The organism is Moraxella bovoculi (genome assembly GCF_000988745.2).
Taxonomy (GTDB): domain Bacteria; phylum Pseudomonadota; class Gammaproteobacteria; order Pseudomonadales; family Moraxellaceae; genus Moraxella; species Moraxella bovoculi.
Map to the genome: position 1 here is coordinate 144,760 of NZ_CP011381.2, position 24,470 is coordinate 169,229.

Annotated in this window: 23 protein-coding genes and 1 pseudogene; 11 read left to right on the forward strand and 13 right to left on the reverse strand. The window is 46.1% G+C overall.

Going from position 1 to position 24,470, the window contains the following annotated elements; genetic code table 11:
• Positions 1–2 precede the first annotated feature (2 nt).
• The 7 genes and pseudogenes from recO (at position 3) to AAX10_RS00690 (ending at position 6,506) form a co-directional block, all read left to right on the forward strand.
• A complete protein-coding gene (gene recO / locus AAX10_RS00660) occupies positions 3–761 on the forward strand; it encodes a DNA repair protein RecO (RefSeq protein ID WP_046699559.1) in 759 nt (252 codons plus the stop codon).
• A 21-nt stretch (positions 762–782) separates the two neighbouring features.
• Entirely contained in the window at positions 783–1,517 is a 735-nt protein-coding gene (gene pdxJ, locus AAX10_RS00665; protein WP_036361885.1) for a pyridoxine 5'-phosphate synthase, read from the forward strand.
• Positions 1,518–1,838: 321 nt separating this feature from the next.
• On the forward strand, positions 1,839–3,155 hold the full coding sequence (locus AAX10_RS00670) for an OmpA family protein (RefSeq protein WP_036361881.1): 1,317 nt from the start codon (positions 1,839–1,841) through the stop codon (positions 3,153–3,155).
• Positions 3,156–3,349: 194 nt separating this feature from the next.
• Positions 3,350–5,194: a translational GTPase TypA gene (gene typA, locus AAX10_RS00675; protein ID WP_036361878.1), complete on the forward strand. Its 1,845-nt coding sequence runs from the start codon at positions 3,350–3,352 to the stop codon at positions 5,192–5,194.
• A gap of 199 nt (positions 5,195–5,393) precedes the next feature.
• Positions 5,394–5,782 (forward strand): annotated as a pseudogene (mscL, locus tag AAX10_RS00680) (large conductance mechanosensitive channel protein MscL).
• 131 nt (positions 5,783–5,913) lie between these two features.
• Positions 5,914–6,201 (forward strand): Bor family protein, encoded by a 288-nt coding sequence (locus AAX10_RS00685; RefSeq protein WP_036361875.1) that lies wholly within the window; start codon positions 5,914–5,916, stop codon positions 6,199–6,201.
• A 20-nt stretch (positions 6,202–6,221) separates the two neighbouring features.
• On the forward strand, positions 6,222–6,506 hold the full coding sequence (locus tag AAX10_RS00690; RefSeq protein ID WP_046699560.1) for a Bor family protein: 285 nt from the start codon (positions 6,222–6,224) through the stop codon (positions 6,504–6,506).
• A gap of 63 nt (positions 6,507–6,569) precedes the next feature.
• On the opposite strand, the gene mutM is transcribed toward AAX10_RS00690, so the two are convergent.
• The gene (gene mutM / locus AAX10_RS00695; protein ID WP_046699561.1) at positions 6,570–7,445 is read right to left on the reverse strand and encodes a bifunctional DNA-formamidopyrimidine glycosylase/DNA-(apurinic or apyrimidinic site) lyase; all 876 of its coding nucleotides are present in this window, start codon (positions 7,443–7,445) and stop codon (positions 6,570–6,572) included.
• A 7-nt stretch (positions 7,446–7,452) separates the two neighbouring features.
• Complete coding sequence (locus AAX10_RS00700; protein WP_046699562.1) at positions 7,453–9,825, reverse strand: RelA/SpoT family protein; 2,373 nt, start codon at positions 9,823–9,825, stop codon at positions 7,453–7,455.
• A 452-nt stretch (positions 9,826–10,277) separates the two neighbouring features.
• On the opposite strand from AAX10_RS00700, the gene AAX10_RS00705 reads away from it, so the two are divergent.
• Positions 10,278–12,218, forward strand: a complete 1,941-nt coding sequence (locus AAX10_RS00705) for a DEAD/DEAH box helicase (protein ID WP_046699563.1) — start codon at positions 10,278–10,280, stop codon at positions 12,216–12,218.
• A 91-nt stretch (positions 12,219–12,309) separates the two neighbouring features.
• Here AAX10_RS00705 and AAX10_RS10215 read toward each other — a convergent pair whose 3' ends face one another.
• Both AAX10_RS10215 and AAX10_RS00710 read right to left on the reverse strand, forming a co-directional pair.
• Positions 12,310–12,453 (reverse strand): hypothetical protein, encoded by a 144-nt coding sequence (locus AAX10_RS10215; RefSeq protein WP_226997782.1) that lies wholly within the window; start codon positions 12,451–12,453, stop codon positions 12,310–12,312.
• Positions 12,416–12,826, reverse strand: coding sequence for a biliverdin-producing heme oxygenase (locus tag AAX10_RS00710; RefSeq protein WP_267284329.1), 411 nt, complete (start codon positions 12,824–12,826; stop codon positions 12,416–12,418). Before AAX10_RS00710 ends, AAX10_RS10215 begins: the two co-directional genes overlap by 38 nt.
• A 346-nt stretch (positions 12,827–13,172) precedes the next feature.
• Here AAX10_RS00710 and AAX10_RS00715 point away from each other — a divergent pair, with 346 nt between their 5' ends.
• Entirely contained in the window at positions 13,173–13,598 is a 426-nt protein-coding gene (locus AAX10_RS00715) for a YbaN family protein (RefSeq protein WP_036361863.1), read from the forward strand.
• A gap of 80 nt (positions 13,599–13,678) precedes the next feature.
• On the opposite strand, the gene upp is transcribed toward AAX10_RS00715, so the two are convergent.
• The 3 genes from upp to glmU all read right to left on the reverse strand — a co-directional run bounded on the left by upp (position 13,679) and on the right by glmU (position 16,941).
• The gene (gene upp / locus AAX10_RS00720; protein WP_046697708.1) at positions 13,679–14,317 is read right to left on the reverse strand and encodes a uracil phosphoribosyltransferase; all 639 of its coding nucleotides are present in this window, start codon (positions 14,315–14,317) and stop codon (positions 13,679–13,681) included.
• Between the two features lie 109 nt (positions 14,318–14,426).
• Complete coding sequence (locus tag AAX10_RS00725; protein WP_226997783.1) at positions 14,427–15,539, reverse strand: PTS sugar transporter subunit IIC; 1,113 nt, start codon at positions 15,537–15,539, stop codon at positions 14,427–14,429.
• Positions 15,540–15,585: 46 nt separating this feature from the next.
• A complete protein-coding gene (gene glmU, locus AAX10_RS00730; protein WP_046699564.1) occupies positions 15,586–16,941 on the reverse strand; it encodes a bifunctional UDP-N-acetylglucosamine diphosphorylase/glucosamine-1-phosphate N-acetyltransferase GlmU in 1,356 nt (451 codons plus the stop codon).
• 231 nt (positions 16,942–17,172) lie between these two features.
• Between glmU and AAX10_RS00735 the strand changes: the two genes are divergently transcribed.
• Positions 17,173–18,795 carry a purine-cytosine permease family protein gene (locus tag AAX10_RS00735; RefSeq protein ID WP_046699565.1) on the forward strand — a complete coding sequence of 541 codons (1,623 nt, stop codon included), beginning with the start codon at positions 17,173–17,175 and terminating at the stop codon, positions 18,793–18,795.
• Between the two features lie 6 nt (positions 18,796–18,801).
• On the opposite strand, the gene AAX10_RS00740 is transcribed toward AAX10_RS00735, so the two are convergent.
• The 6 genes from AAX10_RS00740 to hisF all read right to left on the reverse strand — a co-directional run bounded on the left by AAX10_RS00740 (position 18,802) and on the right by hisF (position 23,184).
• The gene (locus AAX10_RS00740; protein WP_046699566.1) at positions 18,802–19,377 is read right to left on the reverse strand and encodes a phosphatidylglycerophosphatase A family protein; all 576 of its coding nucleotides are present in this window, start codon (positions 19,375–19,377) and stop codon (positions 18,802–18,804) included.
• Positions 19,378–19,382: 5 nt separating this feature from the next.
• Entirely contained in the window at positions 19,383–20,045 is a 663-nt protein-coding gene (locus tag AAX10_RS00745; RefSeq protein WP_149038815.1) for a hypothetical protein, read from the reverse strand.
• A 31-nt stretch (positions 20,046–20,076) separates the two neighbouring features.
• On the reverse strand, positions 20,077–21,054 hold the full coding sequence (gene thiL / locus AAX10_RS00750) for a thiamine-phosphate kinase (RefSeq protein ID WP_046699568.1): 978 nt from the start codon (positions 21,052–21,054) through the stop codon (positions 20,077–20,079).
• A 51-nt stretch (positions 21,055–21,105) separates the two neighbouring features.
• Positions 21,106–21,660, reverse strand: a complete 555-nt coding sequence (gene nusB, locus AAX10_RS00755; RefSeq protein WP_046699569.1) for a transcription antitermination factor NusB — start codon at positions 21,658–21,660, stop codon at positions 21,106–21,108.
• 146 nt (positions 21,661–21,806) lie between these two features.
• On the reverse strand, positions 21,807–22,298 hold the full coding sequence (gene ribH / locus AAX10_RS00760; RefSeq protein ID WP_046695929.1) for a 6,7-dimethyl-8-ribityllumazine synthase: 492 nt from the start codon (positions 22,296–22,298) through the stop codon (positions 21,807–21,809).
• A 115-nt stretch (positions 22,299–22,413) separates the two neighbouring features.
• Complete coding sequence (hisF, locus tag AAX10_RS00765; RefSeq protein ID WP_046699570.1) at positions 22,414–23,184, reverse strand: imidazole glycerol phosphate synthase subunit HisF; 771 nt, start codon at positions 23,182–23,184, stop codon at positions 22,414–22,416.
• A gap of 264 nt (positions 23,185–23,448) precedes the next feature.
• Between hisF and AAX10_RS00770 the strand changes: the two genes are divergently transcribed.
• Positions 23,449–24,459 (forward strand): homoserine kinase, encoded by a 1,011-nt coding sequence (locus AAX10_RS00770; RefSeq protein WP_036361836.1) that lies wholly within the window; start codon positions 23,449–23,451, stop codon positions 24,457–24,459.
• The last annotated feature ends 11 nt before the right edge of the window (positions 24,460–24,470 follow it).

The window sequence follows — 24,470 nt, forward strand, 5'->3', positions numbered from 1 at the left end:
TCTTGCGCCAACAACCACTGACAGGTTATATTCTGCACGCCAGAGCTTATCAAGAAAAACGCGCAATTTATCAATTTTTTAGCAGCGAGTTTGGTGTGGTGAGCGGTGTGGGTACGCGAGGCATGCCGTCTTTTGTGCCGGTGACCCTATTCGCCACAGGCAAGAATGCGCTGAAATCTTTCACCCAAATACAGCCATCGCCAGAAGTTAGCCTTACACCCATCATGGGTCAGACTCAGTATGCGCTACTTTACATGAATGAGGTTTTGTCTCGACTGCTAGTGCCTGAGAGTCCTTGCGAGGTGCTTTGGCAGGTTTATCATGATGAGATCATGCAGCTTCGGGAGCTTGGTGTGATTGAAGCTTGCGATTCTCTTAGTGATCTAAAACAGGCACTCAGACGGTTCGAGAGGGCGTTATTTGATGAATTGGGTGTGAGTCTTGATTTTGAGTGTGATGGTTTGGGTGAGAGTATCGACACCGATGGTTATTATCGTTTCGTGCCTGAAGTTGGCTTTGTGACAATTGGATCGACATTGATTAATGAAGCCAACGATGAAGGTAAAAAATTAAGCCGAGTATCATACCTAGGTTCAGATCTATTAGAGATGGCGCGTGCGCAGAGTAATCAGGATTTGTATGTCAAGCATCTACAATCGTTTAGTCAGTTACAGCGTGATGTGATGGACTATCTATTAGAATATAAGCCGCTGCACAGTCGTAACTTATGGCGACAAAGCTTGCAATATCAGTCTGTATAATTTGATTTAAAAGGAAAAACTATGTCTAAGCCACTGCTTGGGGTGAATATCGATCATGTAGCGACACTAAGAAATGCACGCGGCGTACATTATCCTTGCCCGATCGAGGCGGCGCTCAGCTGCGAGCAGGCGGGTGCGGACGGCATCACGCTGCATTTGCGTGAAGATCGCCGCCACATTAAGGATGTAGATGTCTATGCGATGAAAGATAAGCTTAAAACCCGCATGAATCTGGAGATGGCTGTCACGGATGAGATGCTTGCCATCGCTCTTGATGTTAAGCCTGCTTGGGTCTGTCTGGTTCCCGAAAAGCGCCAAGAAGTGACCACAGAAGGCGGGCTTGATGTAACTAACTTGCCACAGCTACCTCAATTCATCAAAAAACTACAATCAGCGGGTATTTTAGTGTCATTATTTATCGACCCTGATGTGCATCAGATTGACGCCGCCATATCATGCGGCGCCGACGCGATTGAACTTCACACAGGTGCGTACGCACATGCAGATTTGGATAAGGATGTGCAGACGCTTAACCGCGAATTAGACCGTATTCGCGAAGCGGTGGCGTATACTAAGTCAAAAACGGATAACATGCTTATTAATGCAGGACATGGATTAACCAGAGATAATGTCGCAAATATCGCTCAGATAGACGGCATCCATGAGCTGAACATCGGCCATTCCATTATTGCAGATGCCGTATTTATGGGGATTGAACGAGCAGTCAAAGAAATGCGAGCCGCATTTGTGGTGTAATTGACAAAATTGTAAGCAAATGTGTTATAATAACACCGTGAGTTCCGCTTAATCTTGAATAATAAGCGTTTGAGTTTCTATTCATGATTAAGCGGCGATTTGTAAAAAATCAATATCTTTATGTAACATTGTGTAGCTATTGCAAAAAAAAGGCTTGTAAAATCCTTAAAATGCCGTTAAGCTACCCATATCTATCAGAAACAAATATTGCCTTACTGCGGTAAATTATGGTTGGCAGAGGCGATTAGTTAATGGTAGAATATGACATGGTAATGTTGTGTTACGCATTCTGAAAAACCAACCGTTCCTTTGGAGGAATTTATGAAACTAAATAAAATCGCTCTAGCAGTACTTGCTACTGCAGCGACCGCTGCTTCTGCTGGTGTAACTGTAAGCCCAGTACTACTAGGCTACCACTATAATGATGAAGCGCATGACAAGCAACGAGAAGTATTACGCACTGGCAAGCAATTAAACCCAGATCATCAAGTAAAAGATGGTGTTGCTCTTGATAGCGATCTGTGGATTGGTGCAGGTCTTGGTGTAGAACTTACCCCATCTACCCAATTACAAGTAGAATATGCTGTTTCTAACAGCGACGCAAAAGCTTCTGATCGCTCATTCAATCTAGACGCTGCTAATCGTTTTGACTCTGAGCAACAAACCATCAGCGGTAACTTCCTAATCGGTACTGAGCAGTTCACTGGCTACAATGCTAACAGCAAGTTCAAGCCTTATGTATTGATCGGTGCTGGTCAACAAAAAACTAAAATTGAAAACCAAGCAGCCTATGAAGCAGATAATGCTAATGCACCATATGGCAAAATTGCTAAAGATCAGAAAGTGACTGCTGGTACAGAAGTAACCACTTCAAAAGACACCATTGGCAACATTGGTTTGGGTGCTCGCTACCTAGTAAATGATGCACTAGCACTGCGTGGTGAAGTTCGTGCAATCCACAACTTCGACAATAAATGGTGGGAAGGTCTAGCCCTAGCAGGTCTGGAAGTAACTCTGGGTGGTCGTCTAGCGCCAGCAGTTCCTGTAGCTCCTGTAGCGGAAGTTGCTGAACCTGTAGTTGTTGTTGAACCTGTAGTTGTTATTGAACCTGTAGTTGTTGAAGACAATATCGTTGACAGCGACAATGACGGTGTTCCCGATCATCTAGACGCTTGCCCAGGCACTCCTACAAACGTAGTTGTTGATGCACGTGGCTGCCCAGTACAGGTTAACGTAAACGAAGAACTACGTCGTGAACTGCGTGTATTCTTTGATCGTGACAAGTCTGCTATCAAACCACAATTCCGTGAAGAAGTAGCGAAAGTTGCACAATCTATGAGAGAATTCCCGAACGCGACTGCTGTAATTGAAGGTCACGCATCTAAAGACAGCAATCGTTCAAGTGCTAAATACAACCAACGTCTATCTGAAGCACGTGCAAACGCTGTTAAGTTAATGCTATCTAACGAGTTCGGCATTGCTCCTAACCGTCTAAACGCTGTTGGTTATGGCTTTGATCGTCCAATCGCGCCTAACACTACTGACGAAGGTCGTGCGCTTAACCGTCGTGTAATCGCGGTTATCTCTGGCAACAGAACTTCTACTGTAGAACAAACTAAAGACATGGTTGTACAATAATCAGCCCTTTAGTAAGTAGTAAAAAAAGAACCGTCAATTGGCGGTTCTTTTTATTTGTGCTTGCTTTTACTATAGTGTGAATTATGCTATAATAAACGGTTGCTTTTATTTCATATCAGTAAATAAGAGCTATCCAAGAGTATCCTCTTTCATTTAATTTTGCTAATCAGCAACCCTATTAAAAACGAGTATTTATGGCAAACGACATTAAGCATTTGCGCAATATCGCAATTATTGCTCACGTTGACCACGGTAAAACCACCCTAGTTGATAAACTATTACAACAATCTGGCGCGCTTGGCGAGCGTTCAGGTGAGATTGAGCGTGTGATGGACTCTAACGCACTCGAAAGCGAGCGCGGCATCACCATTTTGGCAAAAAACACTGCTATTAAATGGCTGGACAAACGTACCAATACAGAATATCGTATCAACATCGTCGATACCCCGGGACACGCCGACTTCGGTGGTGAGGTTGAGCGTGTTATGTCGATGGTAGACTGCGTTCTACTGCTGGTGGATTCTCAAGAAGGCCCAATGCCACAAACGCGCTTCGTAACTCAAAAAGCATTCGCGCGTGGTCTTAAGCCCATTGTCATCATTAACAAAATCGACAAACCTGCAGCACGTGCTGACTGGGTAATTGATCAAGTTTTTGATCTATTTGACAGCTTAGAAGCGACTGATGAACAGCTTGATTTCCCGATTGTATATGCGTCAGGTATTAATGGCATCGCTGGTCTTGAACCTGATGATCTTGCATCTGACATGACGCCACTATTTGAGACTATTGTAGACATCGTTGAGCCACCAAAGGTTGACGTTGATGGTCCATTCCAAATGCAAATCTCAAGCTTGGATTATAACAGCTTTGTTGGTGTGATCGGTGTTGGTCGTATTCAGCGTGGTTCAATCAAGACGAACACACCTGTGACTGTGATTGACAAAGACGGCAATAAGCGTAATGGTCGTATCCTAAAAATCATGGGCTATCACGGCCTTGAGCGTGTAGATGTGGATTCTGCACAAGCAGGTGACATCGTGTGTGTGACCGGTCTTGATAATCTAAACATCTCAGATACCATCTGCGATCCTGCCAATGTTGAAGCTCTGCCTGCTTTGTCAGTAGATGAACCAACAGTTTCGATGACTTTCCAAGTTAATGATTCACCGTTTGCAGGCAAAGAAGGTAAATTCGTCACATCGCGTAACATTCGTGAACGTCTGGATCGTGAATTGATCCATAACGTGGCGCTTCGTGTTGAAGATACTGACAGTCCTGAGAAATTTAAAGTGTCAGGTCGTGGTGAGCTACACCTGTCAGTATTGATTGAGAACATGCGCCGTGAAGGCTTTGAACTTGGTGTGTCTCGTCCTCAAGTCATCATGAAAGAGATTGATGGTGTGATGAGCGAACCTTATGAGAATGTGACTTTTGACGTAGAAGAGCAGCACCAAGGCGCAGTCATGCAAGAGATGGGCGAGCGCAAAGGTGAGCTGACTAATATGGAAGTTGATGGCAAAGGCCGTATCCGTATTGAGGCGACCGTACCATCACGCGGCCTAATTGGCTTCCGTTCGGCATTCTTGACCATGACGTCAGGTACTGGCATCATGACATCAAGCTTTTCGCATTATGGACCTGCCAAAGAAGGTTCGGTGGCAAAACGTCAAAATGGTGTTCTGATCTCTATGGTGACAGGCACTTGCTTGGGTTATGCGCTATTTAGCTTGCAAGAACGTGGCCGTCTATTCGCTAAGCCACAGCTTGAAGTTTATGAAGGCATGATCGTAGGTATCAACTCGCGTTCTGATGACATGGTAGTTAACCCAACCAAAGCCAAGCAGCTAACGAACATTCGTGCTTCTGGCTCTGACGATGCCATCATCCTAACTCCCGCGCTAGAATACACGCTAGAGCAAGCGCTTGAATTTATCGAAGATGATGAACTGGTTGAAGTAACACCAAAATCAATCCGTATCCGTAAGCGTTATTTGACAGAGAATGAGCGTAAGCGTTTCGGTCGTAAAAAAGATTGATAGTCATTTACAATATTTAACAATAATAGCATACAAAAAACATTTTTTTGCTGCGACTATTGTTATAATAGGGCTAAAGTATCTGTCAATATAATTAATACAGACCTAATTTAGGTCTGTATTTTTATAGTTTATTCAAAATAGAGATTCCCTCATGGGTATGATTTAAGAATTTAAAGAATTTGCCCTAAAAGTCAACGTGATCGACCTAGCAGTGGGTGTGATCATTGGTGCTGCTTTTGGTAAAATCACCACTTCATTCGTTGAAGATATCATCATGCCAATCGTTGCATTCATCGTTGGTGATGACATTGATTTCAAAAATATGTTCGTTCTATTCGGCGATCTACCAGCAGGCGTACCGATGACTTATGATGCACTTAAAGAGGCGGGCGCGCCAATGCTTGCTTACGGTAGCTTCTTAACAGTGGTTATTAATTCATCATCCTAGCATTCATCATCTTTATGAGGGTTAAAGGCATGAATAAGATGCGCCGTAACTCAGAAGAAGAGGTGGCACCTGAAGAAACGTCAGAAGAAGTGGTATTACTTCGTGAAATCAGCGCAAAGCTGGGCGAACGTAAGTAACCAGCTTTAGGTAATAAAAAACACCTTTCTAAAAGTTGTTCTTTATTACCTAAAGCTTGCCTTTTGGTAAAAATATTATATAATAGCAAACGTTATTAAATTTTATAACATTCTATCCATAGAGAGTAATCATGAAGAAACTAGTATTCTTAGGTGTATTTGCCGCATTAAGCACAGGTTGCGCTACTCAAACGTACCTACTATCCAATCAATCCCAGGCTACACCAAGTGTTGATAAGGCTCAGACTTTCTTTGTTAGCGGGTTGGCTCAGCAGCGAGAAATTAACGCAGCTGAAGTTTGTAATGGCGCGAACAATGTTGCTAAGGTTGAAACTCAGCACAGTTTCCTAAATGGCGTTCTAGGCACGATTAGCTCGGGCATCTATACTCCGCGCCAAGTACGCATTTATTGCAAATAAACAATCATTAAGGAATATCAATGAAACACATTATCGCTTGCCTTGGCTTGTTTGCTCTAACTGGCTGTGCTACCCAAACTGCATTTATCCAAAATGGCGCAAAAGTAGAACCTACTTTCAGTAAGTCACAAAGTTTCTATATCTCAGGCATTGGTCAACAAAAGACCGTTAATGCTGCAGAGGTTTGTGGTGGTGCTGATAAGGTTGCTAAAGTTCAAAGCTTACAAAAACCAAAAGACATTGGTTTAACAGTACTAACTTTGGGTATCTACACGCCACACACTGCTGAAGTTTTCTGCAAATAAAGCGTGAACAAAATAAAAAACACCTTTTTTAAGGTGTTTTTTATTTTTTATGTGAAATTTAAATTAAATGGGCTGGCAATTGGGGCAGTAGACACTAGCCCGTCCGCCGATTTTTTGATTTTCAAGAATGGTGCCGCAGATAGTGCAGGGCTTACCATGATTGCCATACGCCAGCAGAGTCTGCTGAAAATAGCCTGTTTTACCATTGCCCACTGTGAAGTCGCGTAAGGTTGAACCGCCTTTTTCGATGGCTTTGGCTAGAATGTTTTTGATGTGATGTACAAGCTGTTCGATTTGGATTTCGTCCAGTTGATTGGCAGGTTTTGCTGGGTGAATCCCTGATAAAAATAAGCTCTCGGCAGCATAAATATTGCCCACACCAACGACGACTACCTGATCCATGATGAGGGTCTTGATGGGCTTGGTGATGGGTTTGGACTTCTTGCCACGGCGTTGAATATGCCCATATAGATAGGCAGCATTGAAAGTCTCATCAAGAGGCTCAACACCCAGATGATTCAAAAATCGATCGCGCGCATTGTCTTTATCATCGATATGATCGTCATTATCTGCCCACAGAATGATGCCAAAGCGTCTGGGGTCGTGATAGTGTAGCGCAATATCACCAAAGCATATGATGAGATGGTCGTGCTTTCTAGGCTCAAGCACATCATTAATAGGATGCTGCTGGAGGCTGCCTGACATGCCAAGATGTACCATGAGCACCTTTCGGCTGTTGTCTGTTTCGTGATAAAAATGCAACAGCAGATATTTGGCGCGGCGTTCTAATTTATCTAAGCAAAATCCCACTAAGCTATCCAAGTCATTCGGCATCATGTAGCGAAGTTTTGGCTGATAGACGTGAACATTAGTCACGGCATGATCCAGTAGGGGTTCTAGGCTTTTTTTGGTAGTTTCAACTTCGGGTAATTCAGGCATAAGCTTCTTAGTTGGTGCTGCGTCTGGCGTGTAGAACGTCTGGCTGCTGTTCAATTTTGGCAAGGAGGCGTGATAAGTGAGCCAGTCCCGCCACCTCAACATAAAACTTCATGTGACTGACTGATTCGTCAGTGCTGACGGTCTCGGCGCGATGGATGTTCACTTTTTCTTTGTCGATGATATTGACGAGATCTCTTAGAAGACCGCGGCGGTTATTGGCCTCGACATGAATTGTGACGGGTTGATAACGGCCAAAACTTTCCTGCCAGTTAGCACTCACTTGACGCTCTGGCTCGCGCTCGATCAGTCGCAGATATTCTGGGCACTTGGCGTTATGAATGCTAACGCCATGCGATAGCGTGACGAAGCCAGCAATTGGCTCACCATGCACAGGCGTACAGCAGCCCGCCAGATGGATCTCGACATTATCAAAACCATCTAGATCAATTTGATATTTATTGGGGCGAGAAGGCGTCTTAATCTCAATGCTGTCTTCATCAACCGGCGGCGTACCTAGGTTTAGCTTATTGCTGATTTTGCCGACCAGTTGCAGCACACCGACATCACCCATGACCAAAGACAAAAATAGTTCATCTTCGTTCTTGGTGTTAAACTCTTCTAGATGGTCATTAAGATTGACTTGGTTTGGGCTGATGGAGAGTCTGTCCAGCTCGCGAAAGAACATGCCTCGACCCATCTCGATGTTTTTATCACGGTCTTGTTTGTTAAACCATTGGCGTAATTTTGATTTGGCACGGTTAGTGTGAATATAGCCCAGCGATGACACGAGCCAATCGCGATTAGGTTCGCGATTCGACTTAGTGATGATTTCAACTTGATCGCCTGTCTTGGGCTGGTGAGTAAGCGGCACATAGCGACCATTGACGCGCGCGCCTTGAGCTTGGTTGCCAACTTCGGTGTGCACATAATAAGCAAAGTCCAGCACCGTTGCGCCCTTTGGTAGCTCAGTAATATCGCCATCACGGCTGAACACATAAATGCGTTCTGCATTGTCTAGATCAAGATCGTCTTCGGCTTCTGCGCCATTCTCGGGCTTATCATTGGCGAGCAATTGACGTAGTGAACTGATTTTTTGGGTAAGGTAGTCGTCTTTTTTGGCTTTTAGACCTTCTTTGTAATTGACGTGCGCTGCCTTGCCAAGCTCGGCCTCAAAGTGCATGTCAAAGGTGCGAATCTGCACTTCTAGCGTGCGGTGATTGGCGATGACGGCGGTGTGCAGTGATTTATAGCCATTGGGCTTAGGGTTGGTGATGTAATCGTCGAACTGCTCTGGTATGTGCCGCCAAAGTCCATGCACGATGCCAAGCGTGTAGTAACATTGCGCATTGCTGTTCACTAAAACGCGCAGCGCACGGATGTCATACAACTGATCAAAAGACAGATTTTTCTTTTTCATCTTACGCCAGATGGAGTAGATGTGCTTGACGCGGCCAGATACTCCTGCGTCGATGCCTGCTTTTGCCAGTGCTTGGCTTAGGTCTTCTTTGACGATGTCAATATAGGCTTCACGCTCGCTGCGCTTCTCTGAGAGTAGACTTGCGATTTTTTTGTATTCATCGGGGGCAAGGTAGCGAAACGCAAGGTCTTCTAATTCCCATTTTAATTGGGCGATAGACAGGCGGTGCGCCAGCGGTGCGTAGATGGTCATCACTTCGCGAGCGACGCGTTTTTGGCGGTCGGGCGGGGCGAATGACAGCTCGCGCATGGCAAAGGTGCGCTCGGCAAGCTTGATAAGTACCGCTCGCACATCGTTGGTCGTGCTGATGAGCATGCTGTAAATGGTGGAGAGCTGATCGCGTTGTTCGCTTTCAAAGTAGTCTTCTAGGCGCTTATTCCCTTCGATGCTCTCTGAGAGTCGCCCCATGGCAAGCGTATCTTCAACCAGATGTGCGATGTCTTCACCAAAATTATTCTTGATGGTATCAACGCTAACCACTTCGCGGCGCGCCGTACGATACAGCATGGCGGCGACCAAGGCATTCTCGTCCTGGAATAAATAAGCCAAAATATCCGCCATGCCAATCCCTGTGGCATAAGCACCTGAGCGGCTGACGTGGGGTTTGTTGGAATGGACTTTGACGAATTCACACGCACGGCGCAGTAGGGGTAGATCATCCTTGCCAATGCGAGCCGCAACACTCTCAAGCCATGTCTCGACATCGATGTCTGACTCGCTGATGCTGGCAGGGGATTGGCTTTGATTGGAATAATCAAGCGTGGTGGTAAGCTTGGGGTTATTAAGCTGAGCCTTAAAATCGGGGTGAAGCTCCTTGGCGACCATGCTGGCTGCCAAAGTTGCGCTGTCGGTGTCGCTGTTCGCCCCGCCCAAAAGTGGCAAGCCTTCACGAATTTGTACCACGAGATTTCCTTTTGCCCTAGGTTATTATCATCTGCTGGAAGTATCGGATATTATGGCATTTTCTGCGTGTTTTTTAAAGCAAAATCACCAAAATCCTTGTGCCTTGATGGTAAAAATATTTTAAAAAATTTACCTTGGTGATTGCTCGTTATTGTGTTATAATCTTAAGCTTACTATCTTGTAGGCTAATCTTGCCAAAAAGATAATTTCTAAGATGACATCGCATTTTTGATTTGAGTTGTATATGCGTGTTTGGACAATTAATTGTCAGAAAAACACACTTTATCTGTGCCGTGTGGCAGACTTCCTTTCCTAAGCCGCGATGATTTTGAGGGCGACTTGCCCATTTTTTACCCCGACAAAATGCCAAAACGTTCAGCCTTAAACTCGCCAGTTATTTGGCGGCTTGTGTTTTTTCTCATCTCGTGGTCTTAATGATAAAAAGGTAAATTATGACTCATCATATCGATGCCGCCATCCAAGACGATGCGCAGCCAAGCCACTGTGCTGCCACAGAAAATGACACCGCCAATAGCGATGCCATCACTTTTGAAGATTTGAAGCTAAACAAACCCATCCTAAAAGCCCTAACCAAAAGCGGCTATACCAATCCAACGCCCATCCAAGCAGGCGCAATTCCGCATGCGTTAGACGGTCGCGATCTATTGTTATCCGCTCAAACAGGTTCGGGTAAGACAGCAGCGTTCGTGTTGCCGATCTTGGACAAATTAAGCCGTGAAGAACGCCTAGAGAAGAATATTTATGCGCTTATCCTAACGCCAACGCGCGAACTTGCTCAGCAGGTGCATGACAGCGTGCGCGGCTATGGTGCGAATGTGCGTGGTCTTTATAGCATTCCTTTGGTGGGTGGCGCGCCTTATAGTGGGCAGATTCGCGCACTAAGAAAGGGCGTGCAGATTGTCATCGCAACCCCTGGCCGTCTGATCGACCACATGAATGAAGGTCGTGTCGATCTATCGAAACTGGACGTATTGGTTCTAGACGAAGCGGATCGCATGCTTGACATGGGTTTTGCTGATGACATCAAAACCATCCTAGAAAATGCACCACAAACTCGTCAGACGGTCATGTCTTCTGCGACGTGGGACGGTGCGGTCGGTAAAATCGCTGAGAGCTTTACCGTTAATCCTGAGCGTGTGTCTATCAAGGTTGAGAGTGCGCACATTGAAGAATCTGTGTATTTTTGTGATGATTTCCATCACAAAAACAAGATCCTACTTGAACTACTTAACGACCAAGACATCAATCAAGCAGTGATCTTTACCGCTACCAAGCGCAGCACCGAGCAGCTGACCGAGACGCTTACCGATGCAGGTCTAAAGGCGCGTTATCTGCATGGCGATCTGCCACAAGGTAAGCGCAATCGCATCATCAGTGATGTCAAAAACGGTAAATGCGACTTTTTGATCGCAACTGACGTGGCAGCGCGTGGTATTGATATTTCTGCGATTAGCCATGTTGTAAACTACGACTTACCGCGCCAAGTTGAAGATTATGTGCATCGCATCGGACGCTGTGGTCGCGCTGGCCGTACGGGTGTGGCGATGAATCTGTGTAGTTTTGATGATCGTGGGCAACTACGTAACATCAACCGCTACCTAAAGCGCAACATGAGCGAGGCGGTGGTCGAAGGTCTAGAGCCAAAACGCGCGCCATTCGAGCAAGAAGAACGCCGCAAAAAAGGCGGTAGAGACGGTCGCGGTCGTCAAGATCGCCGCGAAGGGCGTCGCCGCTTTGAGCGTCGTGATGACCGTGGATTTGGCGCTCGTGCTGAGCGCTCAGAGCGTCGTTTCGACGATAAGCCGCGCTATAATGAACGTCGTGATGATCGCTTTGATCGTCGTGATCGCCATGCTGATGCTGGTTTTGAGCGTCGTGGCGAGCGCAATTATAATGATCATCGTGAGCGCCGCTTTGATGATAAACCGCGTTTTGAGCGTGAACCTTATCGTGTTGAACGCCGCTTCGATGAAGAGCTTGGTTACTATCGTAATGACCGCCCAGAGCGCCAAGGTGGCGAACGTCGTTATGGCGATCGCCAAGATCGTGGCTATGGCGAATATCGTCCGCGTGAGCAGCGCAGCTTCGATCGTCGCGATGACCGCCGTGATGATAGATCTGACAGACCGCGCTTCGACCGTGAATCACGTAGGGGCTATGATGCAACGCGTCACGATCGCCTTGATGATCGCCAAGGTGATCGCAGTCGCCGTGAATTTGGTGGTGGCCGCACTGAGCGCCAGTTCGATAAGCCAAAATTCGACAAAACTGACAAGCCGCGCGGCTACAAGAAACCTAAGCCAGTTGAAGAAGTATTCTTCGCCAAGCGTCAAGCAAAAAAAGAAAAACGTCGTTTTGGTGAGATTGACTGATTCATTTAAAAACACGCCTTTGGGCGTGTTTTTTGTGATGATAAAAAAGACCGCCCAGCTTGGCGGTCTAATTAACGCTGTAAATAAAGGATTATTCTGTCACGTTGTAGATCTTGCAGATGACACGCTTAAAGTAAGCAAAGGCATCATCAGCAACTTTCATCGTGGCTGCACGATCTTCATCTGTGAGCGGTAGCTCATCGATCTTGGCTTTGGTGTCGCGCCAGTGCGGCATACGACCATCGGCGTGTGACGCCAGATGAGATGCACCAAAGTCGTCTTTTTAGATCGATTTTACCTGATTCTTTATACAAAATTGCAGCGCCGACATTAGAGCCTTCGACGCAATATAGCCATCCGATGGCTTCGCTGCCTGTGATGACAGAGGTTTCTACATCTTTGCCATAGGGTTCAACCTCCAAGTCTTTCATGTCGGATTTTACGCGGTCAAGGCGAGCAAGATCTGTCAGACCATCAAACTGACCTGCCAATTGAGCGTCTTGATAGATGGGGTTTACGGTGCTGTGAAATTCGTATTGTGCCTGTAGGAACTTGCGATAGTTGTCATGGCTAGCGAATGGATTCATGCTCATGAGCAGATAATCCACCGCATCATGTGTGGTGCCGGAGTGTTCTTTTAGGGCTTCGGTTAGGGTAAGTTGGCTTATATTTCACCTATTTTTATGATAAAAGCGGTCAAACCGCAGAAAAACTGTCCAAAAAATCGCAAAATTGACTTATTATTTAAAAATAAAGATAATCGTTTCTATTAAATGCGATACTTTGTGCTATCATAAGTAGTATTAATTTGATTGTTGACAATCATTAATAAAATCAGTACTCATGACACAACGATCTGGGATCTAATGGTGTTACAATATCCCCATAATTATAGGCTATTGCTGATAATGTTCAAATAAACTTGGTACTTATTTTCATTTAGATTGTTAATACATGCAAGATTCGTTCGATAACCCGTCATCTGACACCAAAAAACACACCGTACACGCCAATAGGCTGGTTCGTTGGGTGTTCTTTTTGCTTGGATTTGCTTTTGTGGGATTGGCGATTTTGGGCGCGGTATTGCCTGGCATGCCAACGACAGTATTTATCTTGCTTGCGGGGTATTGCTGGGCGAAGAGTTCGGAGAGGTTCTACGGCTGGCTCATGCACCATAAGATCTTCGGAAAGATGCTAAGAGACTGGGAAGAGCGTCGTGCGATGCCACGCTTTGCCAAGTATCTGGCATGGAGCATGATGACGGCGTCGTGTGTGTTTATGTATTTTAAATTACCACCTGACAAGATGTGGGTCACTATCCTAACAGCGGCAATCTGCGCCGTAACGGCGATATGGATGGCAAGATTGCCCGATGCGTGATGTTTTGCTAATTTGGCTAGAATGAATAATAAATAAAAATATCCGCGACATGGCGGATATTTTTTATGTGTGGATACAGATTACAGCTGTTTTGTGCCAAAAATCTTATCACCAGCATCGCCCAGACCTGGGATGATGTAGCCGTTCTCATTAAGGTGGCTGTCTAGGGCGGCGGTGTAAATTTTAACATCCGGATGCGCTTCATTGACCAAGCGAACACCTTCGGGCGCAGCGACCAGCACCAATGCTTTGATGTTCGTGCAGCCGTGTTTTTTTAGCATGTCGATCGTGGCGATCATACTGCCGCCAGTGGCAAGCATTGGGTCTAGGATAAGGGCAGGACGTTTGTCGATGTCGCTGACAAACTTTTCAAAAAAAGGCACAGGCTCAAGCGTCTCTTCGTCGCGCTGTAGTCCGACCACAGAGATTTTTGCGGTAGGCAAAAGGTCGAGCACGCCATCTAGCATACCAATGCCAGCGCGCAGAATCGGCACTAAGGTAACGGTTTTACCTTTAATCTGTTCGCCATCGATCTCGCCGCACCAGCCTTGTATCTTGAAAGTCTCAATTTCAAAATCGCGACTCGCTTCGTATGCCATGAGTCTGCCAAGCTCTTTGGTCAGAGTGCGGAATTTGTAGGTGCTGCACTCAGCGGCGCGCATGAGTGATAGCTTGTGACGAACCAGTGGGTGGTCGATGATGTGGACATTTAGGGTCATGAGTTTGCCTTATGATGGATAATTTTTAGGTTGCGTATGATAGCAAGTTTGTGTTTAATTTTAAAATAAATTTTATCAAATGGCGATACTTAATTGCGTACTGCTAAGTTTAGGCTTCAGGGAGCTTGAGATCGCCATCTTTGATCATGCCGCGGCTGCGCATGACTTTTGCAAATATGAGCGTTAAAATGGCAGGCAGCACGACATGAAACAGTGCGATCAGCCCAATCGTATAAATGCTAACCCCCATGGCATCGAGCGTGCCAACCTGACCAACCAGACCTGATGTGCCCATGCCTGCACCGATGGGAATGTTCGTCATGCCAAAGATGACCGTGGCAAAAGGTGCCAAAACCGCCCCTGCTAGGGTGGGCGGTAGCCAGACTTTAGGGTTTTTTAGGATGTTTGGCATCTGCAGCATACTGGTGCCAAGCCCTTGAGCGACCACGCCTGAGATGCCGTTATCACGATAGCTCATCACTGCAAAGCCAATCATTTGTGCTGCGCATCCCACCGTCGCCGCACCTGCTGACAGCCCTGACAGCCCTAGACTGATGGCAATCGCAGCACTAGAGATGGGCAAAGTTAGAAGCGCTCCCATCGTGATCGCAATGATGATACTCATTAGGATGGGTGATAATTCCATCGCCCATCCGATGAACTGCCCTAGACTGGTCATCAGGCTTGCGATGGCGGGTGCGATGGCGTACGCTGCGCTCATGCCTGCACATAGTGTAATGGCAGGCGTGATGATGATATCAACGGGTGTGGTCTTATGGACGAATTTACCAAGCTCTGCACCGATCACACTCGCCACCAGCGCGCCCACCACGCCGCCAAGCTCTGCACCAACCAGACCAGTTGCCATGCTAGAAAACAGCACCAAAGGCGGTGCCTTTAGCCCAAATGCCACACCCGCGCCGATCGCCGTACCCACTGCCGCCTGAGCATGACCACCTGCCGTGACTAAGGGTGAGAAGTGCGTCCATGTGCCGATGTTTTTTAGGATAAGACCAATAATGAGCGAGCTAAATAGGCCCAGCGCCATGCCATTTAAGGCGTCAATGCCGTAGCGTTGCCATGAGAATACGATGTTTTGTCTATTAAGATAGGCTTTTAACATGAGTGTTCCTTTGATGTCAAACCACAGTTGATGACCTACCACAAAATCAACAGTCAGATAATTACCATAAAAAATTGGCGTGCTTTGAAATCGCCACACACCAATCTTAAATTTGATACACTATATCATAAATCTTGGGGATCTGTTATGCCTTCTTGGTCGGACGTGCCCAGCTGTCGATGGTGCTTTGCTTGCTGCGAGCTAAAGTTAGCTTATCATCAGGCGTATCTTTGGTAATCACAGACCCCGCCCCAATCGTGGCATTTGCTCCAATCTTGATAGGGGCAACCAGCGAGCTATTGCTACCCACAAAGGCATTATCACCAATGTGCGTTTTAAATTTATTCACGCCGTCATAATTACAAGTAATCACCCCTGCCCCAATATTAACATCATGCCCCACATCAGCATCGCCAATATAGCTTAGATGACTTACTTTCGCCCCTTGGTTTAATGTAGATTTTTTGATTTCTACAAAATTGCCAATTTTGACTTTATCTTTAATATCCGCTTTTGGGCGAATATGGGCGAAAGGACCGATGGCAACATCCGCCCCAATGGTGCTATCATCAAGCACGCAATTTGGCTTAATGTGGGTATTATTACCAATTGTGCAATTAGAGATGACATTGCCCGCATCAATTTGTACATTATCGCCCAATACCACATCGCCCATAAATACGGTGTTAATATCAATAAACACATCGCTACCGCATTTTAATGAGCCACGAATATCCACACGATTGGGGTCGGCAAATTGCACGCCATTTAATTGTAACTCGTGAATCAGATGAGCTTGATAAGTGCGTTCTAAATTGGCAAGTTGAATGCGGTCATTCACGCCGTCTATTTCAAATTCGAACGTTGGGCTAATGGTGTTAATCTCAATATTATCCGCCACCGCCATTTTGATAATATCCGTCAGATAATATTCACCTTGTGCGTTGTTATTATCGAGCTTTGGCAAATATTTATGCAATAGAGCATTATCCACGCAATAAATACCGCTATTAATTTCTTTAATTTGTCTTTGGGCGTCGGTGGCGTCTTTTTGTTCGACAATGGCGATGACTTTATCATCTTGGCGGACAATTCGCCCAAGCCCAAAAGGATTGTCCACACTCATCGTCAGCATGCTAATGCCATGCGTGTTTTGTTCAATAAGATTTTGCAGAGCATCCAATCTTGTCAATGGCACATCGCCATACAAAATTAGGCTTTTGCCGTCTTTTGGCAAATGGGGCAATGCCATTTGCACCGCATGACCTGTACCGAGCTGTTCGGCTTGCTCCGCCCATATTAAATCGCTGTCGGTAATCTCATCTTTGACCATTTGACCGTTATAACCATAAATCAAAATGGTATTATCAGCATTTAATGCACGGCAAGTATCTAATACATGGCGAAGTAGTGGTTTGCCCGCTAAGGTTTGTAATACTTTTGGCTTAACCGACTTCATGCGAGTGCCTTTGCCACCTGCTAAAATGATGATATTTAACATGAGATTTCCAATGTGAATGATGAATAAAATTGGTGTATTTTAGCATATTCGTCGCAGGCGTTTAAGAGGGTGTGTTAAGATTGGTTAAAAATGGTTGGTGGATTGAGGTGGTGCGTCATGCTGTTAGTCATTGATCAAAACTCATCATAATCATAAAAAATAGTCAATTATCCGATCGGTGAGTTATGATAAAATGAGCAAAATTTCACCACAAGCCTAATTCATAAGATCATGACCTACCCGCACAGCAGCGAAGAATACCCAACATCTCGACCGCCCAGCAACAAGCTTTTGGGCGGCAGTCATTTTGCGGCAGGGTATAGTGCTGAGCACGTCGCGGGCGGCGAGTTCGTGGTGGGGGCTGCGTTCGCTGCATGGGGTGCGTCTCCGTCGGCGGTATTGATGGGGCTGATCATCGGCAATCTGTTGGCGGTGCTCAGCTGGGCATGGGTGTGCAGTCCTGTTGCGGTGCGCGCCAGATTAACCTTATATGAATATTTGTCACGCATGGCTGGCGTGGGTTTTGTCAAGGTGTTTAACGTCGTTAATGGCATCATCTTTGCGGTGATTGCCGGTGGGATGCTAACCATCAGCGCGCAGGCATTACATGTTGCGCTGGGGCTACCTGCTCAGACGAACTGGTATTCTGACAGTCCTGCCTTCATTGGGATGGTTGCGCTAGTGGGCATGTTGGTGATGATGATTAGCACTTTGGGTTTTCATCGACTCACGACTGTCGCTCGTTATTTGTCGCCTTATCTATTGACGATATTCGTGGTGTGTGGTTTGGCGAGCTTGCCGCTGCTTTGGCAGATGGGCAGAGCAGAAGGTCTGGGATTTTGGCGGATTTTTGAGGTGTATATCTGGACGGGCAGAACACCTGATGGCAAAGAGCCTTTTAGTATCTGGCACATTGCAGCTTTTGCGTGGGGGCTTAACCTTCCCCTGCATCTAGGCATGGGCGACATGAGCACGCTTAGATTTGCCAAAAAATGGCAGTATGGTTATCATTCAGCTTGGGCAACCTACGGCGGTCACTTCGTGGCGTGGGTAGGTGCAGGAATGCTGGGTGCGACCAGCGCACTACTGATGGGTGTACCGATTGGCAATCTAGATATTGGTGGTGTGGTGGTGCCAGTGCTTGGCGTGGCAGGCGTGACGGCCGTTGTGCTGGCGTCCATCACGACAGCTGTCCCCAGCCTGTACCGAGCGACGCTGGCATTCGATGGTGTATGCCGAATTGGCTTTGTGAAGATGACAGTATTCTTGGGCACGATAACAACCATCATTGCTTGCTTTCCGCTGATATTCCTGCGCTGGCTGGACTTGATGGCGTATTTTAACATCATCATGGCACCTGTAGGGGCGATGATTGCGGCGGAGCACTTTATCCTGCCAAGAGTTGGCATTCGTCCGCTATGGCGAGTTAAGAATCACATCAATAAAAGCGCCATCATCACATGGCTGGCAGGGCTAATGCTGGCGGCTGGCTTATTAATGAGCGGCGTGCATCTGTTTTTCGTGTTTGTACCGGTGTGGTTGGTGTGTGTCGCTCTGTATGCGGTGTGCGGTTATCATGAAGCTAAGAGGTATCGGCAGGACGCATCATTAGGGGCTTTGTATGAATCATCCTACGGGCATGATGGGATTACGCAGCAGACACGCCAAATCCAGTCTTTGTCAGGCAAGAAAACCTTATCAATAATTCTCATTGCCATGCTGCTCGCCTGCTTGCCATTATATGGCGATGACCCTGCGTCGATGCTTGGTGTATTCCAGCTGCTGCTGATTGTGTTGACGGTGTTGTATTTCTCGGTAGTGGTGATTATTAATGGATGGCAATTGCTTAGGTAGCTTCGATCATAGCGCGATAGACATAATGACCAGCATAACCACCGCCGACATCACCCCTGCCAATATATCATCAATCAATATGCCAAATCCGCCAGAGACGTTTTTATCCACCCATTTAATCGGAAAAGGCTTAATAATATCAAAAAAACGAAATAGGATAAAAGGGATAATCAAAAATAAAATTAAACTTGGGTGCCAATATGCCAATCCGCTTTTATCATCCGGTATACCTATCAACAACCAAACGCTTGGTAATAATGCAATCCACATTCCCACCCATTCATCAAAAACAATATGCGGATCATCGTGAGTATTCATTAAATCAGACGTTTTGCCACAAATATAACTGCCAATCAGACAGCCAATAATGGTAATTATCAAAAATCCCCAAAATCCCAATAAAAGCATGGGTAAAGCAATCATGGCTCCGCCCACCGTCCCCCAGGTGCCAGCAGCTTTTTTGGGCAGACCAGAACCTAAGCCAATCCCTAGCCAATATACGCATTTTTCAAAGGCGGTGGCGGTGGGCGGATAGGGCGGACAAGGGTTTGATTTACGAATGTCGGGTTTGTGGTTTTGCATTTAAGTTACTCTTTGGTGCTGTGCAAATTTTTTTGTTCTCGCTGATTAAAAAATCCAATCTTATCAATCGGCTTATTCATTGCTTTTTTAAAGGCATTGTTGTTTAATAATTCTTGCAAAGTTGTGATATTAAGCGTGCGATTTTTGATATTAGAAATTTCCACCTTATGATAATTAACATCAATATGACGAGCAAAAGAAAACGGCGAGAAAGCATGTACCGCCAAATAATAGTCTTGTCCGTCTATCATATAGATATAAAAATTTGGTTTGCCGTCTGGGGCATATTGTGGGTCATAATATTCATCAATGGTTCGCCCCAAGCCTTTTTCTAACTCTTGTACGAAATCTTTCATGGATTTTATTGTTGCAGGTGCAGGCGGTTTATTACCGTTAAAGAAACTTTGCTGTAATGGCGTGGCAATCTCCACATAAATGGGGTGTTTTGATTGATTAGCAAAAGGATAATATCCCATTTTTTGATGATATTCATCAATCAATTTACCCCAATAAACCAAATGATTTAGACGAATAATATCAGCATTGGTCTGAAAGTCAACATAAGCACTTTTTTGAGCATCTGTCATCGCCTTTTGGGTGTTTTGAGCGATAGCGTTTATATTAAACAGGTTAAGAGATAATAAGATTGCCAAAATAAATTTATTCATGATTAACGCCTTTTGATTGGCAAACATTTAATTAAAAATGCTCCCATCCTTTCACCAATAAATCCACTTCTTTTTTATTGCGCAAAAACACCAACCTTTTATCCGCCACAATGTGCCCAATGGGATAAATTGGCATATCAGGATTTTGCTGTTTGAATAAATCAAGTTTAGCAGAAGGCATGGTAAAGCACAATTGATAGTCGTCTCCGCCATTGATTTGATGTTGCCATTTTTGGGCGTGGGGCAAGGCATCAAGCAGGGCATGGCTTGGTATGGCATCAAGGTCAATCACCGCCCCCACGCCACTTGCCCTCAAAATATGCCCCAAGTCCTGCCCCAGGCCGTCCGAGACGTCAATCATGCTGCTTGCAAAGCCGATGAGTCGCCCACCAAGTGCCACCTGTGGGGCAGGGTATTGCAGGGCTTGGTGTAAGTCGTGGGGCAGAGTGTCTGGCGGTCGGTTGGCGTGACCGTCCCCGTTCAAATCGTCCAAAATCCGATGCAACCCAAGGCTTGCAAGCCCCACCGTGCCACTCATGCACACCACATCACCCACGCACGCTCCTTGCCGTGTGATTGCTTGATTTGACGGAACAAAACCCAAAGCCGTAACCGAAATCGTCAAAACAGGCGAGCCTGTGGTATCGCCCCCAATCAGCTCCACGCCAAAGGGCGTGCAAACATCCGCCAAACCGTGTGCAAATGCCTTGCAAAAATCATCATTCGCCATAGCTTTTGGCAAGGATAATCCCACCAAAATGGCGTAAGGTGTCGCCCCCATGCTGGCAAGGTCGGACAGATTGACCGCCACCGCCTTATAGGCAATGGCGTGCGGGCAGGTCTCATGAACAAAATGCCGTCCTGCCACGAGCGTATCCACACAGCTGACAAGCTGGCTATTTGGCGGAATGTGGCTTATCGCACAATCATCGCCAATGCCCAAAACGGTGCTTGGGTGGCGTGTAGTGGCGTGTTTAAAATGGGTGTAGATCAGGGAAAATTCGGACATGGTTATTTATTTGATGATTTTAAAAAAGGGCAGAATTATCCACCCTTTTAATTACTCGCTTTCTTTTTTGGCTTTTTTCTCAGCTTTGTTCGCTTGATATTCCAATTCTCGCACGTCTTTGGCATATCTGTCTAGGATGGCATTGATGAATTTATGTGCATCGGTTGCCCCAAAATGGGTGTTCAATTGCATGGCTTCATCCAGCACGACTTTATAAGGAATGTGCAGGCTGTGCTTAAGCTCATAAGCACCAATGAGCAAAATCGCCTTCTCAATGGTGTCTAATTTATCAAAACTGCGTTCAAGATAGCGGGTGATGTCCACGATGAGCTCACCTGCCTTCATCGGAATCTCACGCATCAGCTCGTGATAGTAGCCAAGATGTACGGTGTGCATGGCGTTCACGCTGCGAGTGCGCGCAACGATGGTGTGCGGTTCGTTACCGCCCAGGAGATCTCGCTGCTGAGTGGCGAAGCGATAATCGGTCATCAGCCATTCATAAAGCCCCTGCACGGCAAAACGACGTGCCTTACGAATGGCGGTATAACTGGTCTTATAGCCTGTTTCGTTAATGTCAAAAGATTGGTCAGAAGTCGGAGTATTCATGTCAAAGCCTTGTCATTAGGTAATTTATCATAACAAAAAATCGCGAAGATCTCATCTTTTTACGTTGTTGTGTGATAATGACCGATTATGCTGTTAAATAATAAAAGGGCAAATTGCGTAAATTTGCCCTAGAGTGTGAGGTCAAATTATAGCGCTTTTAGGACGCTTGCCATCTCGATGGCGGTCATGGCAGCTTCGTAGCCTTTATTGCCTGCCTTGGTGCCGGCACGCTCGATGGTCTGCTCAATGTTCTCGGTGGTTAAGATGCCGTTAATCACAGGGATGTCGTGATGTAGCGCCACGTGCGATAAGCCTTTGGCAGACTCGCTTGCCACGATGTCAAAATGCGGTGTCGCACCACGAATGATCGCACCAAGTACCACGATCGCATCATATTTACCAGAAGTTGCCATGCGCTTTGCGGTCAGTGGTAGCTCGAACGCACCTGGCACACGCACAACGGTGATGTTCTCGCCTTGTACACCGTGACGAAGTAGGGCGTCCAGCGCGCCTTCAACCAAGCTCTCTACTAAAAAACCATTAAAACGACCAACCGCGATACCAATGCGAAGACCTTGGTTCTGGTCAAGTGCGCCATCTAGATGGGTAACGGCTGATTTTTGGTTGGTGTAATTCATGTTCTCGCCTATTTTTATGAGTGAAAATCATCGTTTATTTTAGCATATTTTGCCATGGAGTGGGCGATTTTCATGCCAAATTGATGCGAAAATTACCAAATGAATTCTAATAGAATTACAGTCGTACAGGAATGCCTTGGGCTGCCATGAATTCTTTGGCCTCGCGTATCGTGTGATCACCGAAATGGAAGATGCTCGCGGCAAGCACAGCATCAGCTCCGCCTTGTAATATGCCATCGGCCAGATGTTGTAGGTTGCCAACACCGCCTGATGCGATGACGGGAATGTTGACTAGCTCGCTGATGGTCTTGGTGAGCAGTAGGTCGTAGCCTTGGCGTGTGCCATCGCCATCCATGCTGGTCACTAACAATTCGCCTGCACCGCGTTTGGTCATCTGCACCGCCCAGTCAATGGCATCGATGCCTGTGGCTTTACGCCCGCCATGAGTAAAAATCTCAAAGCCAATACTGCCATCTGGTCTGGTGACGCGCTTGGCATCGATGGATACCACGATACACTGACTGCCAAAGCGTGAAGCGGCATCATTAACAAGATCGGGGTTGGTGATGGCAGCAGAATTAATACCAACCTTGTCAGCGCCTGCATTAAGCAGATTGCGAATGTCATCGATCTTACGTACGCCACCGCCAACGGTCAGCGGGATAAAGATATTCTTGGCGATCTGCTCTACCATGTGATAGGTCGTATCTCGACCATCAGAGGTGGCAGTGATGTCCAAAAAGGTAATCTCATCGGCGCCTTCATCATTATAACGAGTGGCGACTTGTACAGGGTCGCCTGCATCTTTGATGTCCACGAAGTTCACGCCTTTGACGACACGACCATTTTCAACATCAAGGCAGGGGATTAGGCGTTTGGCTAGCATGATTTTCTCTTCATTTTTGGCTGATATTATGTTGCGATATTATGACAATAAAGACCGTTTTATACAACCTAAATTCTTTATATTTATGGCGACAATGCTGAATGTAGCGCACCTTACGTGTGTTGATATGAGCAGTCGTGAGTTTTCTGAGCTGATAAGGCAGGGTTTGCCAAATAACTAAAACCCAAAAATTCCAACAAAGTGTTCGTAAAATCAGTAAAAACCCTTTAAAATATGCACTTTTGATAAAAGCAGGAAAAGTCCATGTCCGTCTATACCCACCTATCCGATGATGAATTTTTTGCATTTTGTGGTTTGTTTGGCGTAAAATTTAAAAAAGCCATTCCCATCGTGCAAGGTGTCAAAAATTCCAACTGGTTCATTCAGAAGGACAGCGACGTGGGCGATGAGTTTAGCTATGTGTTTACGCTATTTGAAGAGCGTGTGCCTGCTGATATTATCAAAATGGCAACCGTCATGCACGCCCTAAAAGACAAATTGCCAATCGCCCCGCCGCTTGTCAAGCTTACCGCCAAAGGCGATGACATCGGCACCGACTGCGTCATGCGATACGAAAACAAGGCAATCCTAGTCGTGCCAAAGCTAGAAGGTAGGCACCCCACCAATACAGACACCGCCATGTGCCACACTATGGGACAAGCGTTGGCGACACTGCACGAGACCTTACAAACCCTGCAACCTGCCGAAAACTATGGCGTGCCACTGTACGACTGGGCAAGAGTCAAAAAGCGTGAAACCGCCTATATGCCCACCGATGAAGCCCGCCTGATGAACGACATCTGGACAACATATGCCAATCTGCCCGATGATTTGCCAAAGGGGCTTTGTCATTTGGATATGTTTACTGATAATACCTTGTGGGATTTTTCGGGGGATACGGCTACACTTACGGGGCTTTTGGACTTTACCGAAGTATCGGTTGAGCATTATTTGATGGACATTGCCATTACCATTAACGATTTTTGTACGACTTGGGGCAATGCGACAGACGGCGAGAGCGTGAATTTTAACACCGACAAAATGACTGCCTTTATAGACGGCTATGAGAGCGTCCGCCCCTTGACCGACAACGAAAAAACTGCCCTGCCTGTCATGCTTGCCTACTCTGCCACGATTTTTTGGCTACTGCGTCTAAACGTCATCTGCTATAACCGTGAGCAAGGGCGGACGGGCGATGACATCATGGTCAAAAATCCTGATTTGATGAAACGGCTGGCAAGCTATCACTGGAATAAAGTCAAACCCACCAATTAATAAGTGAATTT

Excerpts from the sequence above, each read along its gene's own strand:
- pdxJ (WP_036361885.1), top strand. The coding sequence starts at position 783 with ATGTCTAAGCCACTGCTTGGGGTGAATATCGATCATGTAGCGACACTA.
- AAX10_RS00670 (WP_036361881.1), top strand. The coding sequence starts at position 1,839 with ATGAAACTAAATAAAATCGCTCTAGCAGTACTTGCTACTGCAGCGACC.
- typA (WP_036361878.1), top strand. The coding sequence starts at position 3,350 with ATGGCAAACGACATTAAGCATTTGCGCAATATCGCAATTATTGCTCAC.
- AAX10_RS00685 (WP_036361875.1), top strand. The coding sequence starts at position 5,914 with ATGAAGAAACTAGTATTCTTAGGTGTATTTGCCGCATTAAGCACAGGT.
- AAX10_RS00690 (WP_046699560.1), top strand. The coding sequence starts at position 6,222 with ATGAAACACATTATCGCTTGCCTTGGCTTGTTTGCTCTAACTGGCTGT.
- mutM (WP_046699561.1), bottom strand. The coding sequence starts at position 7,445 with ATGCCTGAATTACCCGAAGTTGAAACTACCAAAAAAAGCCTAGAACCC.
- AAX10_RS00705 (WP_046699563.1), top strand. The coding sequence starts at position 10,278 with ATGACTCATCATATCGATGCCGCCATCCAAGACGATGCGCAGCCAAGC.
- AAX10_RS10215 (WP_226997782.1), bottom strand. The coding sequence starts at position 12,453 with ATGCCGCACTGGCGCGACACCAAAGCCAAGATCGATGAGCTACCGCTC.
- AAX10_RS00715 (WP_036361863.1), top strand. The coding sequence starts at position 13,173 with ATGCAAGATTCGTTCGATAACCCGTCATCTGACACCAAAAAACACACC.
- upp (WP_046697708.1), bottom strand. The coding sequence starts at position 14,317 with ATGACCCTAAATGTCCACATCATCGACCACCCACTGGTTCGTCACAAG.
- glmU (WP_046699564.1), bottom strand. The coding sequence starts at position 16,941 with ATGTTAAATATCATCATTTTAGCAGGTGGCAAAGGCACTCGCATGAAG.
- AAX10_RS00735 (WP_046699565.1), top strand. The coding sequence starts at position 17,173 with ATGACCTACCCGCACAGCAGCGAAGAATACCCAACATCTCGACCGCCC.
- AAX10_RS00740 (WP_046699566.1), bottom strand. The coding sequence starts at position 19,377 with ATGCAAAACCACAAACCCGACATTCGTAAATCAAACCCTTGTCCGCCC.
- AAX10_RS00745 (WP_149038815.1), bottom strand. The coding sequence starts at position 20,045 with ATGAATAAATTTATTTTGGCAATCTTATTATCTCTTAACCTGTTTAAT.
- thiL (WP_046699568.1), bottom strand. The coding sequence starts at position 21,054 with ATGTCCGAATTTTCCCTGATCTACACCCATTTTAAACACGCCACTACA.
- nusB (WP_046699569.1), bottom strand. The coding sequence starts at position 21,660 with ATGAATACTCCGACTTCTGACCAATCTTTTGACATTAACGAAACAGGC.
- ribH (WP_046695929.1), bottom strand. The coding sequence starts at position 22,298 with ATGAATTACACCAACCAAAAATCAGCCGTTACCCATCTAGATGGCGCA.
- hisF (WP_046699570.1), bottom strand. The coding sequence starts at position 23,184 with ATGCTAGCCAAACGCCTAATCCCCTGCCTTGATGTTGAAAATGGTCGT.
- AAX10_RS00770 (WP_036361836.1), top strand. The coding sequence starts at position 23,449 with ATGTCCGTCTATACCCACCTATCCGATGATGAATTTTTTGCATTTTGT.